Source organism: Paenibacillus sp. 2RAB27, assembly GCF_052115445.1.
Lineage (GTDB): Bacteria > Bacillota > Bacilli > Paenibacillales > NBRC-103111 > Paenibacillus_E.
Genome location: NZ_JBFRGR010000017.1, coordinates 104884 through 120106, shown reverse-complemented (window position 1 = coordinate 120106; position 15223 = coordinate 104884). Strand labels below are relative to the sequence as shown.

Genomic DNA, 15223 nt, shown 5'->3' with positions numbered 1-15223 from the left:
TTCTATGCGTAAGCGGATCTAAATGATATGATAGAGCAATCATGTTTTTACAAATTAAACCAAAAAGAGGAGGGAAAATGTTGAAAAAGGTCGCAATTTTGGGTGGCGGTGTTGCTGGATTGAGTGCTGCTCATGAGCTGATCGTACGAGGATATGATGTGTCTGTTTACGAGTTTAAGAGTATTCCAGGCGGAAAAGCAAGAAGTATGCCTTATGTTGGTAGTGGAAAAGGTGGACGTAGGGATTTGCCGGGCGAACACGGCTTTCGTTTATTCCCGCGCTTTTATCGACATGTCATAGATACGTTGAAACGAATTCCTTACGAAAATAAAACCGTTTACGATAACTTAATGGAAGTAACGCGATTAGATATCGCTACCAATACAGCGCCACTGCAGCCTCTCCCTGCCAAAATCGTAGTCAACAAAAATAATATAGCTTTAGCGAAGGAATTGATTAATCATAAGCTGGGCCTTACAAAAGAAGATTTAGAACAATATGGTCGGAAGCTTTGGCAAGCTATGACGAGCTGTGAAGAACGTATACGTGAGGAATATGAAACGATCGATTGGTGGGATTTCATAGAGGCGGAGAAGCAGTCTCCTGCATTCCAGAATATATTTGCAGGATTCACCAAAACGTTGGTTGCCTGTCAGTCCAAAGTCGCAAGTACGCAAACTGTAGGGCCTGTAGCCGCTCAAATGACGCTTAATCTGTCTACGCCTGGGACGAGCTTCGTGCGACTCTTGAATGGGCCAACGAATGACAAATGGATATACCCGTGGTTGACGTTCCTTCAGGGGCGAGGCGTGGACTATCATTTAAATGCCAAGGTTGAGCGTATCCATTGTATTGACGGAGTTATCCGCAGTGCGGAGATTACAGAGAACGGGGAAACGATCCATATTGAAGCGGATTACTATATTGCTGCGTTCCCTGTTGAGGTGATGGGACCTCTCATTACAGAGGCTATGCTCGAGGCGGATCCGTCTCTTCGAGGGGTTCAGAGGCTCGTGGAATCGGTCGCTTGGATGAACGGCATTCAATATTATTTGAAAGAAGACGTCCCCGTAACGCATGGACATGTGATTTTCTTGGATGCACCATGGTCATTGACTTCCGTTTCCCAGAAACAATTTTGGCCTGATGTGAATTTAAGTGAGTACGGTGATGGCAGTGTCAAAGGGGTGCTCTCCATTGATATTTCGGATTGGGATGCGCCAGGCATTCTATATGGTAAACCGGCGACCCATTGCACACCGGAAGAAATTAAGGAAGAAGTCTGGGCTCAGATGAAACAAAGTCTGAATGTAGATGGTGCGGTTATTTTGAGGGACGAGATTCTTCATTCCTGGTTTTTGGATAGTGACATTCAATATGATGAAGTGGCACAATCTTGCACGAATGAAGCTCTTCTGTTTATTAATCGTGTCGGTACTTGGGAAGATCGGCCTGAAGCGTACACGGGCATTCCAAATCTCTTCTTAGCGTCTGATTACGTGCGTACAAACACGAATCTAGCGACGATGGAAGGAGCTAATGAAGCAGCGAGACGAGCGGTTAACGCCTTGCTGAAACAAGATGAATCGACAGAGAAGCCTTGTGRAATATGGGACATGTATAAATTCGAGATGGGTAATATCGATGTGTTAAAAGTTTTTCGACAGAGGGACAAGAAGCGCTTCGACAAGGGACTTCCGTGGAATGGCAAAGTCCTAAATTTTAAGTTCTGACAGGCAATTTTGTGAGGGGGTATTAGGGTTGATTTTTCCGGATTTTGAGTTCATCAGACCCGTCCATCAGGATGAACGGACTGTCCTACATCGTGCGGTTCATAAGCAGTCTATGGAGAAAGTAATGATTAAGACACTTCGTTCTGATTTTCCGATTTCCTCGGATATTGCCAGACTTAAGCGCGAGTATGAGATTGGGAAGATGCTGGATATTCCCTGCGTGCTTAAACCTTTATCCCTTCCAAAATTCCAGAATAATTTCGCTTTGATTTTAGAAGACTTTGATGGCGAAGCATTAGCCAATTTATTCCCAGTGTTCAGAAAATCCATTCAAGATTTCTTAACAGCTGCCATTCAAATCGTCAGGATGGTTGGGGATATTCACAAAAGGTATGTCATACATAAAGATATCAATCCAAGCAATATTTTTGTGAATTGGGACAAGCAAATCATGAAACTGGGTGATTTCAGCATCTCATCTTTTACAAGAGAACGGCAAGAGATGCTGGATCCTTTAATGCTAGAGGGAACGCTTCAATATATGTCCCCAGAACAAACGGGGCGAATGAATCGGATCATCGATTATCGGACGGATTACTATTCGTTAGGCGTTACGTTCTATGAAATGTTGACGGGGAAATTACCCTTTCAAACGGAAGATCCGGTGGAATTAATTCACGGGCATTTAGCTGTGTCCCCTCCACCGCCGGATCAAATAGAGAGCGGAATTCCTAAACCAATTTCGGATATGATCTTGAAGCTGCTTTCCAAGAATGCCGAGGATCGCTATCAAAGTGCGTATGGCATCCTACAGGATCTCGAATATTGCTTGGCGAAAATCAACGCTGGAGAGGATATTGGGGAATTTACAGTAGGGATGTATGATATGACGGATCGATTTCAGATTCCACAAGGCTTATATGGGCGAGATAAAGAGATCGATAAACTTCTGCATGTGTATGAACAAGCCATTCATGGCTCATTGGAAGCGGTGTGGGTTACAGGGGAGTCTGGATTTGGTAAGACCTTCCTAATTGCTGAGACGATGAAAATGATTATGAAAGATCGTGGGTGGTTCCTCTCAGGGCGATTTGAGCCGAATAAGCAGCATGTATCCTATCACGCGCTCTCGCAAGCCATGAGAGAGTTAGTAAGACAACTGCTAACAGGTAAGAATGGGCAAATCGAAGAGTACCGTGACCGGCTGCTTAGTGTCTTAGGAACAAGCGGCAAAGTCATTATTGATCTTGTGCCTGAGTTAGCTCTACTGATAGGCGAACAGCCGAATGCGAAGCAGCTTCCACAAAAAGAAACGCAGAATCGCCTTCATTATTTGCTGCAACAATTTTTGTTGATTTTCTCGGGGAAGGATCGTCCGATCGTTCTATTCTTAGATGATCTGCAGTGGGCAGATACGGCTTCCTTACAATTTTTGGATCTGCTTTTGAACAATACACAAATGAAATATTTCTTGTTTATTGGTTCATATCGAGGTGAATATGATACGAATTGGTTGTCTTCTATGCATGTTCAACTACTCGACAAGCTGCCGCAGCACCTTGTGTTGGATCGAATCGTGTTAAAAGCTTTGAAGCTTGCGGATGTTCAAACCTTGGTAGCGGAGTCCTTGATTTCGGACGAGAAGCACGTTACGGAGCTGGCTGTGCTTATTTTGCAGAAGACCGGAGGCAACCCATTTTTCGTCAAACAGTTTCTGACGGCTTTGCATGAGCAGGATTTGCTTTCGTTTAATTATAAGGAGAATCGTTGGATCTGGGATATGAACGAGATTCAAAAACTGCGAATTACAGACAATCTGATGTTTCTTCTGGCTGAGAAATTAGATCGGATGCCGCCGAATACGCAAAATATCTTGCGCTTAGCTGCTTGTTTGGGCGTCTCTTTTGACTTGGAAGCATTGGGTATTAGTATGGGGAAATCTTTCGTCGACGCTTTGCAAGAGCTGGAACTGACGATTCAGAATGGTTTGATTATCCCCGTAGGAACAGATTATAAATTCTACAACGATGCGCAAGGGGAAGCGGCTGCGAGAGATATTCGGTTTATGTTTGTCCATGATTCCATTCAAGAAGCTGTATATGGCTCCGTTGAGGAATTGAAGCTGCCTGGCATGCATCTGAGCATCGCTCGAATGCTGCTGAAGGAACTGGCGAATGATGAGATTGAGAAGCGTCTGCTTGAAATTGTTAATCATATGAATATAGGTTCAGCACTGCTCAATATGAATCATGAATTAATCCAATTACTCGAATTTAACTATAACGCAGGGCGCAAAGCGAAATCCTCGAATGCGTACCGTTCGGCTATCCAATATTTTAATAAAGCACTAGAAGTGATGGATCAGATTGAGGGATGTGAGCAGAAAGAATTAGGTTTTGCGATTCGTTTGGAGAAGTCGGAATGCCTCTATTTGAGTGGTCAAGCGGACGAGGCAGAGACGCTATATGAGCAATTGCTGCAAGGGCCATTATCCAACGAGCAGAAGCTTGAAGTATATAATCTGCAAGTTGTCTTGCACACGAATATTGGCAAGCATCATCAGAGTATCAAGGTAGGCTTAAAGGCTTTAGCAGAGCATGGCATCCGATTGTCTGTTGCACCGTCCAACATGTATATCGTCATGACGTACATCAATGTGAGAGGGTTGATAGGGCGAAGAAGTACGCTGGAGCTGTATGATTTACCGATTATGGAAGATACGTTTCGGATGAAATTAATTGATTTAATGATGAGTGTCGCGGTATCTGCCTATTTCGTAAATACAAATCTATTCGTGCCTTTTATGTTGATTATGACGAAGCTTGCTTTGAAGTATGGGAACACGCCTTCTATGGCCTATGTGTATGGGGCGTACGGCTTGATTCTTGGGTCCGGATTTGGAGATTACCAGCGGGGCTATCAATATGGTCAACTAGGTGAACGAATGAACGCAAGGTTTCAGTCTCACCAATATCGCAGTAAAAGTTACTTTTCATTGGGTTTGTTCATTAGCCCTTGGGTGAAATCGTTACGAATCTGCTTGGAACACTTAAAAGAGTCATTTCGATGCGGCATCGAAGATGGCGACCTTGTGTTTGCCGGGTATGCGCTAACCTATCAGATGCTTATGAAGGATTTTCAAGGAGCTGTACTCGCAGAAGTGAAAGAAGATTTGGCCAAAAATTATCGCATTTTGGAACAGACGAATCATCATGATACCCTGCTTATGCTTGAGATGCTGCGAATGTTGACCTTAAATTTGGAAGGGATGTCTGTGAATCCGATCCTTTTCGGCAATCATCAGGAAGAGGAAGAACAATTTGTTAGTAAGCTTAAATTTCACCCGAATCAGGTAATTATCCATGTATACTCGGTAAAAAAAATGATGCTGTACTATTTATTCGGTTATTTTGAAGATGCGGTAAAGACAGGGAAGTCGACAGAGTTACATCAAGCTGCCTCTTTTGGTTTATTTCATATACCTGAAAATTATTTCTATTATGTCCTCTCCATTGCGGCGGCATTTCCTGAACTCCCTAGTGATGAACAGAAATGGCTTGCTAGGCGAGTTAAGAAAATGCTCAGAAAGATGGATAAGTGGGCTGCTCATTGTCCTGAGAACTATTCGCACTTAACACTCCTCATGCATGCAGAATGGCATCGAGTGAGGGGGTTTGGGCAATTAGCAGAGCAGGGATATGAATCGGCCATTCGACAAGCGCGTGAGCAAGGATTTATTCAACATGAAGCCATGGCTTGCGAGATAGCGGGGAAATACTACAAGCAAATTGGCCGCGAAAAATTCGCTAAAACGTATTTCGTTGATGCTTATTTTGGTTATGTCAATTGGGGGGCAAAAGCGAAGGCGGATGATCTAAGGCTGAGATATCCAGCTTACTTCACAAGTCGAGCCGAGTCTCCTGATTGGGCAACAACCAAAATCAGTGATTATTCCCTGCAAGCCATTGATTTCAAAACAATTATGAATACTTCACGTTCTCTCTCAAGTGAAGTGAATCTAGAACAACTGATCAAACGATTGATGGAGATTGTTACGTATTCTTCCGGTGCAGAGCGAAGTATCCTTGTTCTGAAAGATAAGGATAGTTTGTACGTTGAAGCAGAGATGCTTGCGAGTGCAGGGAAGGATTCCTGTATGGTGAGCTCTGTTTTGATCGAAACACGTGATAATGTTCCGAAAACAGTGATCCAGTATGTTGCGCGCATGAAAGAGGGGATTGTGTTAGATGATGCGGAGAAATCAACACTTTTCTCAAACGATCCTTACATAAGACAAGCGGAAAGTAAATCCATCTTCTGCGAACCGATTCTCCATCAAGGTAATCTAATCGGCGTTTTTTATTTGGAAAATAATTTAATTCGGAACGCCTTTACATCAGATCGCTTGGATGTGATCAAGTTACTATCAGCTCAAGCTGCGATATCCATTGAGAATGCTAGATTGTACAATGATTTGGAGTCCAAGGTAAAGGAACGTACCAATGAGTTGATCTTGATGGAAACGTCGCGGCGCGATCTTTTATCGAACATCTCCCACGATCTAGGGACGCCACTCACGTCGATCCAAGGTTATGTAGAAGCGATTCTGGATGATGTTATTCAGGACCCAGAAGAACAGAAGAAATATTTGAGCGTAGTCCATATGCGCATCGTTGGTATTCAGCGTTTAATTACGGATTTGTATCAACTGAGCCGACTTGAAACGAAGCAGTTTCATTTCCAACTTGCCTCAACGTCTTGTATGACGATGATTCGTCAGCTTTTCGCCAAATATGAATTGGATACACAAAATGCTGGAATTGCCTACACGTTAAACATGGCGCAGATGAATGGCCAGGATATGCTGACGGTGGATGTGGATCGAATTGAGCAGGTGTATGCTAATATTATTTACAATGCGATTAAATTTTCAACCAGGGGCTGTTCCATTCAGGTTCAAGCTCAGATAAGGGACAATCCGCGTGAACTTGTTATTCGGGTGTCCGACACAGGAGTGGGGATTAGTGAGGAGGATTTACCTCATATTTTCGAACGGTTCTATAAAGTATCCAAATCAAGAAGCAACTCGGGCGGAAGCGGCTTAGGGCTCGCCATAGCCAAGGAAATCGTGCAATATCATGGTGGGCAAATTTGGGCGGAAAGCCGCCTAGGTCAGGGCTGCAGCATTTCGTTCTCACTTCCTTTACATCGCATATAAGTGATCCGATCCGTACATCTTACTAAGAGGTGTGCGGTTTTTTTCATAGGAAGGAGTGTCTATACCAAAGGTGTTTCCAATGCTATTGAATTCGACTTGTGATATACTTCTGTAGATATTAGTCATCGAAGGAGTTTACACACATATGCAATCATTTATTCAGTTTAATCCTACACGATTATGGTTTGGCGGAGGTCAGATCAAGCAATTGCAACAAGAGCTAGGAAATAGCGGGAAACGCGTCCTGCTAGTTTATGGTGGAGGCAGCATCCGGAATAATGGTGTATACGATGCTGTGATGAAGCAGCTGCTAGATAAGCAAGCCATTGTAGTCGAGATGTCGGGTGTAGAACCTAACCCTAGGTTGACTACAGTGAAGAAAGGTATTGAGCTGTGCCGAGCAAATCAAATCGATCTCATCCTTGCTGTTGGTGGGGGGAGTGTTATTGATTGTGCCAAAGCCATTTCGATAGGTGTTTATTACGACGGGGATGTTTGGGACATCATTACAAAGAAAGCTGAACCGCAGGAGGCGCTGCCGCTGGGGACCGTGTTAACGCTAGCCGCGACAGGCTCGGAGATGAATAACATTTCTGTCATTACGAATTGGGATCGCAATGAGAAGCGCGGCTGGAGCAGTCCGTTAGCTTTTCCGGCTTTTTCTATTCTAGACCCAGCCTATACCACATCCGTTCCGTTAGATCAGACGGTCTATGGGATTGTAGATATGATGTCGCATGTGCTTGAACAATATTTTCACCGCACGGAACATACCCCGATGATGGATCGCTTCATGGAAGCCGTCTTGTTGACTGTTATGGAGGCTGCGCCGAAGCTCTTATCGAATCCGGAAGATGTCGAGCATCGTGCGACGATTATGTACGCTGGAACTACCGCCTTCAATGGTTTGCTGTCTTGTGGGACAGATGGAGGCGATTGGGCGTCACATCAAATTGAGCATGGTTTATCCGCGGTTTACGATATCCCTCACGGAGGCGGACTTGCTATTGTATTCCCGAATTGGATGAGTCATTGTGCAGAAGATGATCCTTCGCGGATGAAGAAGTTGGCCATATCGGTTTTCGGAATCGACGAGACAGGAAAAACGGATCACGAAGTGGCTTTAGAAGGAATTCAAGCTTTACGTCAATTCTGGGATTCTCTCGGAGCGCCGAATCAGCTTGGCTATTATGGCATCGATGATCAGCGCATCGAAGAATTAGTGCACAAATCATTTATGAAATCTACAATTGGTCAATATAAAGTCATGACGAGGGACTCTGTCAGAGATATCTTGATAAGGTCGTTAGCATGAAATACTACGTTTATGTATTAGCTGGTGCGTGCAGCTTTGGATTGTTGTCAACATTCGTGAAGAAGGCCTATGAGTCTGGTTTCCATGTGGGTGAAGTGGTTGGCTCGCAAATCTTTTTCGGACTCATCATGATGTGGATTATGGCTTTCGTAACCGCCAAATCAGCTAAACAAGGATCAGCAGAAGCCCAAACGTTTCGCGTTTCACCTCGTAATGCTCTCCTGCTTATGTTAGTAGGAACAAGTTCAKGCTTAACCGGGATATTTTATTATGCCGCCTTGCAATACGTTTCAGCATCATTTGCCATTCTTTTATTATTTCAATTTACATGGATTGGTATCGTCTTAGAAGCGATTATGGATCGTAAACGTCCGAGCAGAGATAAACTCATCGCACTTATTTTCTTATTTATCGGTATTGTTATGGCAAGTGGTTATCTAAAAGGCATGGTAGAAGCTCCCTCGTGGCTTGGAGTGGGGTTAGGATTGCTATCTGCATTGACGTACGCACTGTTTATTGGCATGAGCGGTAGGGTTGCTAAGCAAATTGCGCCAATCACGCGAGGTGCTGTGATGCAAACGGGCTCCTTTATCATCGTCATGCTGATCTTCCCACCTCATTTCTTGTGGAATGGATCCTTGCATGAATCACTATTACCATGGGCTTTGCTGCTGGCCTTGTTCGGTGTCGTCATACCCCCATTGTTCTTTGCTATTGGTGTGCCACGTATTGGCGGCGGTATGGCCACGATCATGAGCGCAGCGGAGCTGCCGACGGCTGTCATTATGTCCTTCCTCGTTCTCCACGAATCTGTAAGTGGACTGCAATGGTTAGGTGTAATTGTAACGATGTTAGGCATAGCGCTGCCAGAATTATTGAAACGAAGACGACGTGCCCATCGTCTTCAAACCGAATGATACAAGTGGATCTCCGAGTAAGTAGGAGATCCACTTTTTTTGCGCAAAAAAAAGGCCAATAGGCCTTTAACGTGGAAGCTATACAATCGCAAGTTGTTTCACTTCAAGCTTAACTGTTGTTAAATGAGTAAGCTCAGGAAGTGAGAAAAACTCAGCTAATCGACGAAGGCGCATGTAAATCGTTCGTAGAATAACAGAATCCAATTCAGTAATCATCGCTCGATTTGCGATATAGTCGGTCATACTCATTTTGATTAGAAAAGGACTATTTCTTAAATCTGTAAATTTCTTAGGTTGATGCGGGTTACCCAAGTTAGTCAAATATTTAGTTTGTTTCAAAGCGGATTGAAATCGCTCGACACAGGTTTTGGAAACGGGTATGTACCTTTTGCCGCCCATGGCATCAGACACAGTAAGTATTTGCTTTTTTTCATCTAAGGAATTACTTTTCAAATAAACAATTTCGTGAGGGGCGACACCMTCGATAAGCAGTCGAATAATAATAGCATCTTGCGGATTGATACATTGTGTCTCGATAAATTGGATTTTCTCTAGAGTAAGAATACGAAATCAACATCCCTTCAAGTTTCAACTTAATTTTCTGCAAATTACATTTGGTTTTCAGAAATAAGCAACTATACATGATATGAGATGTGCGGATTGAATATGCCTAGAACTTTGTTATGAGGTTATGAGGTAACTATAGCTGAAAGTAGAGAATGGAACAATGAGGGAAAAGCCCTAAATAATGTTAGTCTAAATTCGACAAATTCATCGTTTGAACCGATAACGGCGTAAGAAAAAAAGGGGATCTCTGGTTTATGTTGAAATGGAAAGTAGTAAAGTTAGGGAGGTTGGTGAGGAGATGGGGAACGAAATAGAGAAATTGAAAAAAGTCTTAGGGTTGCGTGATGCGATTGGTATTGCCATAGGCCAAATGGTAGGTGCGGGAATTCTTTCCATTACTGGGGTAGCGATAGCATTAACCGGGACAGGTGTTCCGCTTGCGTTCTTGCTATCTTCCGTGTTCATGCTTATCATTACCATCCCACTTGCTGTACTTGGATCTGTGCTTCCGACGACAGGTGGGATGTACACGTATACCAGTCGATTGCTATCGCCTAAAGCGGGGTTCGTGTATCTAAGCTTATTCACTTTTGGACATCTCACAATCGCTGTTTATGCCCTATCGTTTGCTCACTATTTGCAAGGGATTGTGAAAAACGTACCCATCATGTTTGTAGCTTCCCTTGTACTAACTTTCTTCTACCTCATCAACCTATTCGGAATAAAATTCATGTCAACTTTGGGGAGGGTGCTTATCGTCACCAAATTAGTATCCCTTTGTATGTTCATTGCGTGGGGAATGTCGGAGGTCGACTATACGGTATTTCACCCAACTTCCTATTTGCCACGCGGTATCAGTGGCTTTCTAATGGCTGTTGGAATCACATCATTTGCATCTGGTGGGGCTTACGCTGTTGTCGAACTTGGCGGAGAGATGAAACGGCCTAAGCGGGATATCCCGTTAGCGATTTTAATCAGTTCTGGTATTGTAGGATTGCTTTACATAGGAATGGGGATTGTTGCAACTGGCGTATTGCCCATATCGGAAGTTGCAGGGGAGTCTTTGATTGATGTGGCTACATCGATACTGCCTAAGCCGTTGTTTTTATTTTTTGTAATTGGCGGGGCCATGTTCGCTTTGGCATCAACGTTAAATGTTACGTTCTCTTGGGTGACTAGAGGGATGCTGGTCGCATGCAGGGATGGCTGGCTGCCAGCATCACTGKGGAGGGTGAATCGAAGATTCGGAACGCCACATTGGCTGCTAACTTTTTACTATATTCTGGGGATCATTCCTATCCTGACGGGGATATCTCTTGAAACCATTTCCCAACTCGGAGTAGGCATCTTACTCATTGCAAGCATTTTCCCCGTCTTATCCGCTGCGAGACTTCCGCGTGCATTCCCAGATTTATATCAAAGCGCTCCTTTCACAATGAAACCCTACCTGCTTTACTTGATTGTAAGTATTGCAGTCGGGTTGTTAATGTTCCAAGGATATCTCTTGTTAAGCCGATTGTCTGTTCCATTACTTCTTGGAAATGTAATTATTATTGTTGCTGCAGTTCTCTATGCCGTGATCAAAGGGAAGAAGCCGGATCTTCCCCGGAGTAAACCTGTAACTGCACACGAAATTACAGACGTCACATTACCGCAATAATGGTTTTAAGTTCCTTCATAAATTCTTTGCAAGGCAGTGAAAGGTGCCGACTCTTCAGGCGCAAGGATCGGAAGGAAACGCCTAAATCCACGCCTGTGATTTCGAGTGCGACGATACTGCCTGTTTCCAGATAAGGATCATATCTCATTCCTGTCTCCGTATAGAAGCCGATCGCGATTCCTTCGGCAATAATCCGCTTAGCTGCTTCTGAATTCCCCAACTTAAATAGGATGTTAGGCTCCCCATGCTTTTTGAATATGTTCATAAGGAAATCAGAGGATATCAAAAGGGGTTCTAGCAGGAGTTCTTCGATGGAGATGCTAGTACGGTGTGATAAAGGGGATTTTTTACCCACATAGGCCATAATACGGCATTCTAGCAAATGTTCTGTCACCAGTCGCGCATGAGTGTTGGTATAATTGGTGCCAACAGCGATGAGTCCCAGATCGACTTGTCCACCGAGTACTTCTTGTACAATCTGTGGATAATTCATCTCCATCATGATAAGTTCAACATCAGCGTGCTTATTTTTGAAGATAGCTAATGTTGGAGGAAGAATACTTAAACAAAGACTCGGTACAGAGGCGATGGAAAGAGAGCCTGACAGTTGATTGAATTGAAAACCTGCAGTTTCTCTAAGTTCTTCCACTTTATTCATGATCTCTATGGCTTTGCTAATAATTAATTTCCCGTCTTCCGTAGGAATGGCTCCGGTGCGCGAGCGAACGAAAAGCTTCACGCCTAGCTCTTCCTCTAAGCTGACAATCGCTTGAGAGATGTTCGGCTGGGATACGTGAAGCTTTTCCGCTGCTAAAGAAATGGAACCTGTTTGATTGATTTCAATAATATAAATGAGTTGTTCAATTCGCATAGTTCACCTTTTCTGTATGCCAGTTATGACGTAACTATATCCGAACTGATGGAGATGAACAATATGAGAGAAGGACTATTTTAGGAGACGCCATATTCGACTTGACTGAGACTCTGCTCCCGTTGTTGCCCGTTATAAACGATGCGAGATAGCAAAATGCTAATTTCATATAGAGCGAATAAAGGGATGGCTACCATCAGATGCGAGATTAAATCAGGTGGTGAAATTAAGCTCGCTGTAATAATCAGAATCAGATAGGCATATCTTCGGACTTTGTTTAATAATTTAGGATTCAGCAGCTTTAGTTTCGTAAGGAACATGACGACAATCGGAAGTTCGAAGGCTAAAGACAACGGAATGATAATATTGAGCATGAAGCTAAAATATTGAGCAACACCGTAGGTCTGAGTTAATCCAAGGTTTTCGGTAACGCCTAATGTAAATTTGATACACATGGGGAATACAACGAAGTAACCGAAAGCTAATCCAATCATGAAGCATAAGAACGTATAGGGGATGTACCGAAGTGTGGCGACTTGCTCATCTTTGGTAAGTCCTTTTTTGACGAAAGCCCAAATTTGATAAAGGATAAATGGTAGTGTAAGTGTGAGCGAAACGGCGAATGCAATCAACATATAGATGCGAATGCTATCCATCGGTGAAAAGACATGCCACGTAATATCGGATGCTGTGGAGCTTTGCTTAAGGTAAAGTAAAATATTCTGAGCGAAGACGAATCCAATAATTAAGGTTAGAATGACAGCAATGAGGACGCGAATAATACGTGTGCGTAGTTCGGTTAAATGTTCGACAAGTGACATCATTTCTTTGATCTGCATAGGAGCCCTCCAGTCTAATTGGTGAGGAAGTGTTAGGAGCCGGCTAGCATTCGTCTTAATTCTACCGTATGAAAGCCGTTAGTTAGCTTTGTGTGAATATCCATAATGGTTTGAATATCCTCGAAGGAATATTTACGAACGCCTCCCTTGCTTCGGTCTGGAAAAATAAGCTTGYGGTCCTCGTAGTATCGAATTTGCCTCTCTGTTAACCCCGTTAGTTCACTTACAACACCAATTTGAATTACTTTTTTCTTTGTCATCATCAGCCTATACCTCCAATTTAATGTAAGGTTAATTAACTTATATGTGACATTTAATAATGAAACTCTATCATTATATGGAAAAACGATCAAATAAACGATACTTATCTTAGTATAATTAAAATTTATGTCATATTATCTTACATAAAGTAATGACTGTTCATGTCTTCGCTGTTAAGTTTAAGTAGCGGATAGCCAAACTTAAACTGAGGAGATGGAAGCATGGAGAAGACACCGATCCAAGAAGATCAAATTACACGTAGACAATTTTTGACAAAAGTCGGCAAATTAGGAGGGTCAGCCGCAATATTCAGTGTGATGGGTACTTTAGGACTACTCTCCCCGGAAACGATGAAAGCCGCAGATTACACGCCGCCATCGGGAAGGGATCTTACATCTGCGAATCGTAATGGCAAGAAAGTCATCATCTTAGGCGGTGGGATTGCCGGGATGACAGCAGCCTATGAGCTGGGTAATGCCGGCTATCAGTGCACCATCCTAGAAGCGAGAGCACGTTCAGGCGGACGAGCATGGACAGTGCGTAGAGGGACAACAGTAACAGAGATTGGCGGCGTAAAGCAGGTGGCTCGCTTCGATAATGGCATGTATTTCAATGCAGGGCCGATGCGAATTCCTCAATTTCATGTGACGCTGGACTATGCCCGCAAATTCGGAGTTGCCATAGAACCCTTTAACAATGTGAATGAGAGCGGGTATTACTATAATGAAAATGTAGGCGAGTTATCAGGCGTAAAAGTTCCTAAGCGGCAGGCCAAAGCCGATGTACGTGGTTATGTGGCAGAAATGCTGGCTAAAGCTGTTAATCAGAAAGCGTTAGATCTCCCTTTGACAACAGAAGAGAAAACGAAGCTTGTTGCGTATTTGAAAAGCGAAGGGGATCTAAACGCGGATCTGTTCTATAAAGGTTCAAGCAGAGCTGGTTATGTTGAAGAACCCGGCGGTAAATTTGACGCAGGTGTTCGGAAGGATCCATTTAGCTTAAAAGCGATCATCAATTCTGGTTTTGGTCAATTCCTCAGCAGTGAGTATAGCTATGATCAGCAAATGATGATGTTCCACCCTGTTGGCGGGATGGATATGATTGCGAAGGCGTTCGAGAAACGCGTAGGCGACAAAATTCAATTCAATGCGGAAGTTCATGAGATTAAACAGTCTTCTGATGGCGTTAAGATTTTGTATAAGGACTTAAACAGCGGAGCAAATAAAGAGATTGATGGAGACTTCTGCATCTGTACCATCCCGCTCCCTGTCCTCAAGAACATTAAAGCGGATTTCTCTCCTGAAATGTCGACTGCAATCGCTAAGATAAGCTATGCTGCTGCAGGTAAAATTGGTCTTCAATTTAAACGCCGCTTCTGGGAAGAAGATGAGATGATTTATGGCGGAAGCTCATTGACGAATATGGATATTGCCAATATCTATTACCCGCCGAATGACTATTTTTCCAAAAAAGGAATTCTATTAGGATATTATTCATTCGGAGGGAACGCAGATAAATTAGGTAATATGTCACTTGCTGCGCGAGAAGATTATGCCTTAAGCCAAGGAGCGAAGATTCACCCACAATACCACAAGGAGTTCGAAACCTCTTTCTCTGTGGATTGGAAGAAAATTAAATATAATCAAGGCGGCTGGGCTTCCTATACGGCAGACGATCGTAAGAACTATTATCCAACCCTATGCAAACCCGATGGTCGTATATATTTGGCAGGGGAGCATATTAGTTATATCACTGCTTGGCAAGCTGGGGCTATTGAATCTGCGCGGAAAGTTGTTACCGAAATTCATGAACGCGTAATGAAAGAATAGAGAAGAAGGAGTG

Annotated in this window: 10 protein-coding genes and 1 pseudogene; 7 read left to right on the top strand and 4 right to left on the bottom strand. The window is 43.3% G+C overall.

Going from position 1 to position 15223, the window contains the following annotated elements:
- The first annotated feature begins 77 nt into the window (after positions 1–77).
- The 5 genes and pseudogenes from AB4114_RS21975 (at position 78) to AB4114_RS21955 (ending at position 9183) form a co-directional block, all read left to right on the top strand.
- Entirely contained in the window at positions 78–1733 is a 1656-nt protein-coding gene (locus AB4114_RS21975) for a hydroxysqualene dehydroxylase (protein ID WP_441990367.1), read from the top strand.
- A gap of 28 nt (positions 1734–1761) precedes the next feature.
- Positions 1762–6447 (top strand): annotated as a pseudogene (locus tag AB4114_RS21970) (AAA family ATPase); the annotation flags it as partial.
- A gap of 48 nt (positions 6448–6495) precedes the next feature.
- On the top strand, positions 6496–6951 hold the full coding sequence (locus AB4114_RS21965) for a sensor histidine kinase (protein WP_441990389.1): 456 nt from the start codon (positions 6496–6498) through the stop codon (positions 6949–6951).
- Positions 6952–7096: 145 nt separating this feature from the next.
- On the top strand, positions 7097–8266 hold the full coding sequence (locus tag AB4114_RS21960) for an iron-containing alcohol dehydrogenase (protein WP_441990366.1): 1170 nt from the start codon (positions 7097–7099) through the stop codon (positions 8264–8266).
- Positions 8263–9183, top strand: a complete 921-nt coding sequence (locus tag AB4114_RS21955) for an EamA family transporter (RefSeq protein ID WP_441990365.1) — start codon at positions 8263–8265, stop codon at positions 9181–9183. The genes AB4114_RS21960 and AB4114_RS21955 overlap by 4 nt, the downstream gene beginning before the upstream one ends.
- Positions 9184–9261: 78 nt before the next feature.
- On the opposite strand, the gene AB4114_RS21950 is transcribed toward AB4114_RS21955, so the two are convergent.
- Positions 9262–9594 carry a hypothetical protein gene (locus tag AB4114_RS21950; RefSeq protein ID WP_441990364.1) on the bottom strand — a complete coding sequence of 111 codons (333 nt, stop codon included), beginning with the start codon at positions 9592–9594 and terminating at the stop codon, positions 9262–9264.
- Between the two features lie 454 nt (positions 9595–10048).
- Here AB4114_RS21950 and AB4114_RS21945 point away from each other — a divergent pair, with 454 nt between their 5' ends.
- On the top strand, positions 10049–11410 hold the full coding sequence (locus AB4114_RS21945) for an APC family permease (RefSeq protein WP_441990363.1): 1362 nt from the start codon (positions 10049–10051) through the stop codon (positions 11408–11410).
- Here the strand turns inward: AB4114_RS21945 and AB4114_RS21940 are convergent.
- The 3 genes from AB4114_RS21940 to AB4114_RS21930 all read right to left on the bottom strand — a co-directional run bounded on the left by AB4114_RS21940 (position 11394) and on the right by AB4114_RS21930 (position 13383).
- Positions 11394–12281: a LysR family transcriptional regulator gene (locus AB4114_RS21940; RefSeq protein WP_441990362.1), complete on the bottom strand. Its 888-nt coding sequence runs from the start codon at positions 12279–12281 to the stop codon at positions 11394–11396. The genes AB4114_RS21945 and AB4114_RS21940 overlap by 17 nt on opposite strands.
- Before the next feature lie 80 nt (positions 12282–12361).
- Positions 12362–13120, bottom strand: a complete 759-nt coding sequence (gene tatC / locus AB4114_RS21935) for a twin-arginine translocase subunit TatC (protein WP_441990361.1) — start codon at positions 13118–13120, stop codon at positions 12362–12364.
- Between the two features lie 32 nt (positions 13121–13152).
- Complete coding sequence (locus tag AB4114_RS21930) at positions 13153–13383, bottom strand: MerR family transcriptional regulator (RefSeq protein WP_441990360.1); 231 nt, start codon at positions 13381–13383, stop codon at positions 13153–13155.
- A 219-nt stretch (positions 13384–13602) separates the two neighbouring features.
- Between AB4114_RS21930 and AB4114_RS21925 the strand changes: the two genes are divergently transcribed.
- On the top strand, positions 13603–15210 hold the full coding sequence (locus AB4114_RS21925; protein WP_441990359.1) for a flavin monoamine oxidase family protein: 1608 nt from the start codon (positions 13603–13605) through the stop codon (positions 15208–15210).
- The last annotated feature ends 13 nt before the right edge of the window (positions 15211–15223 follow it).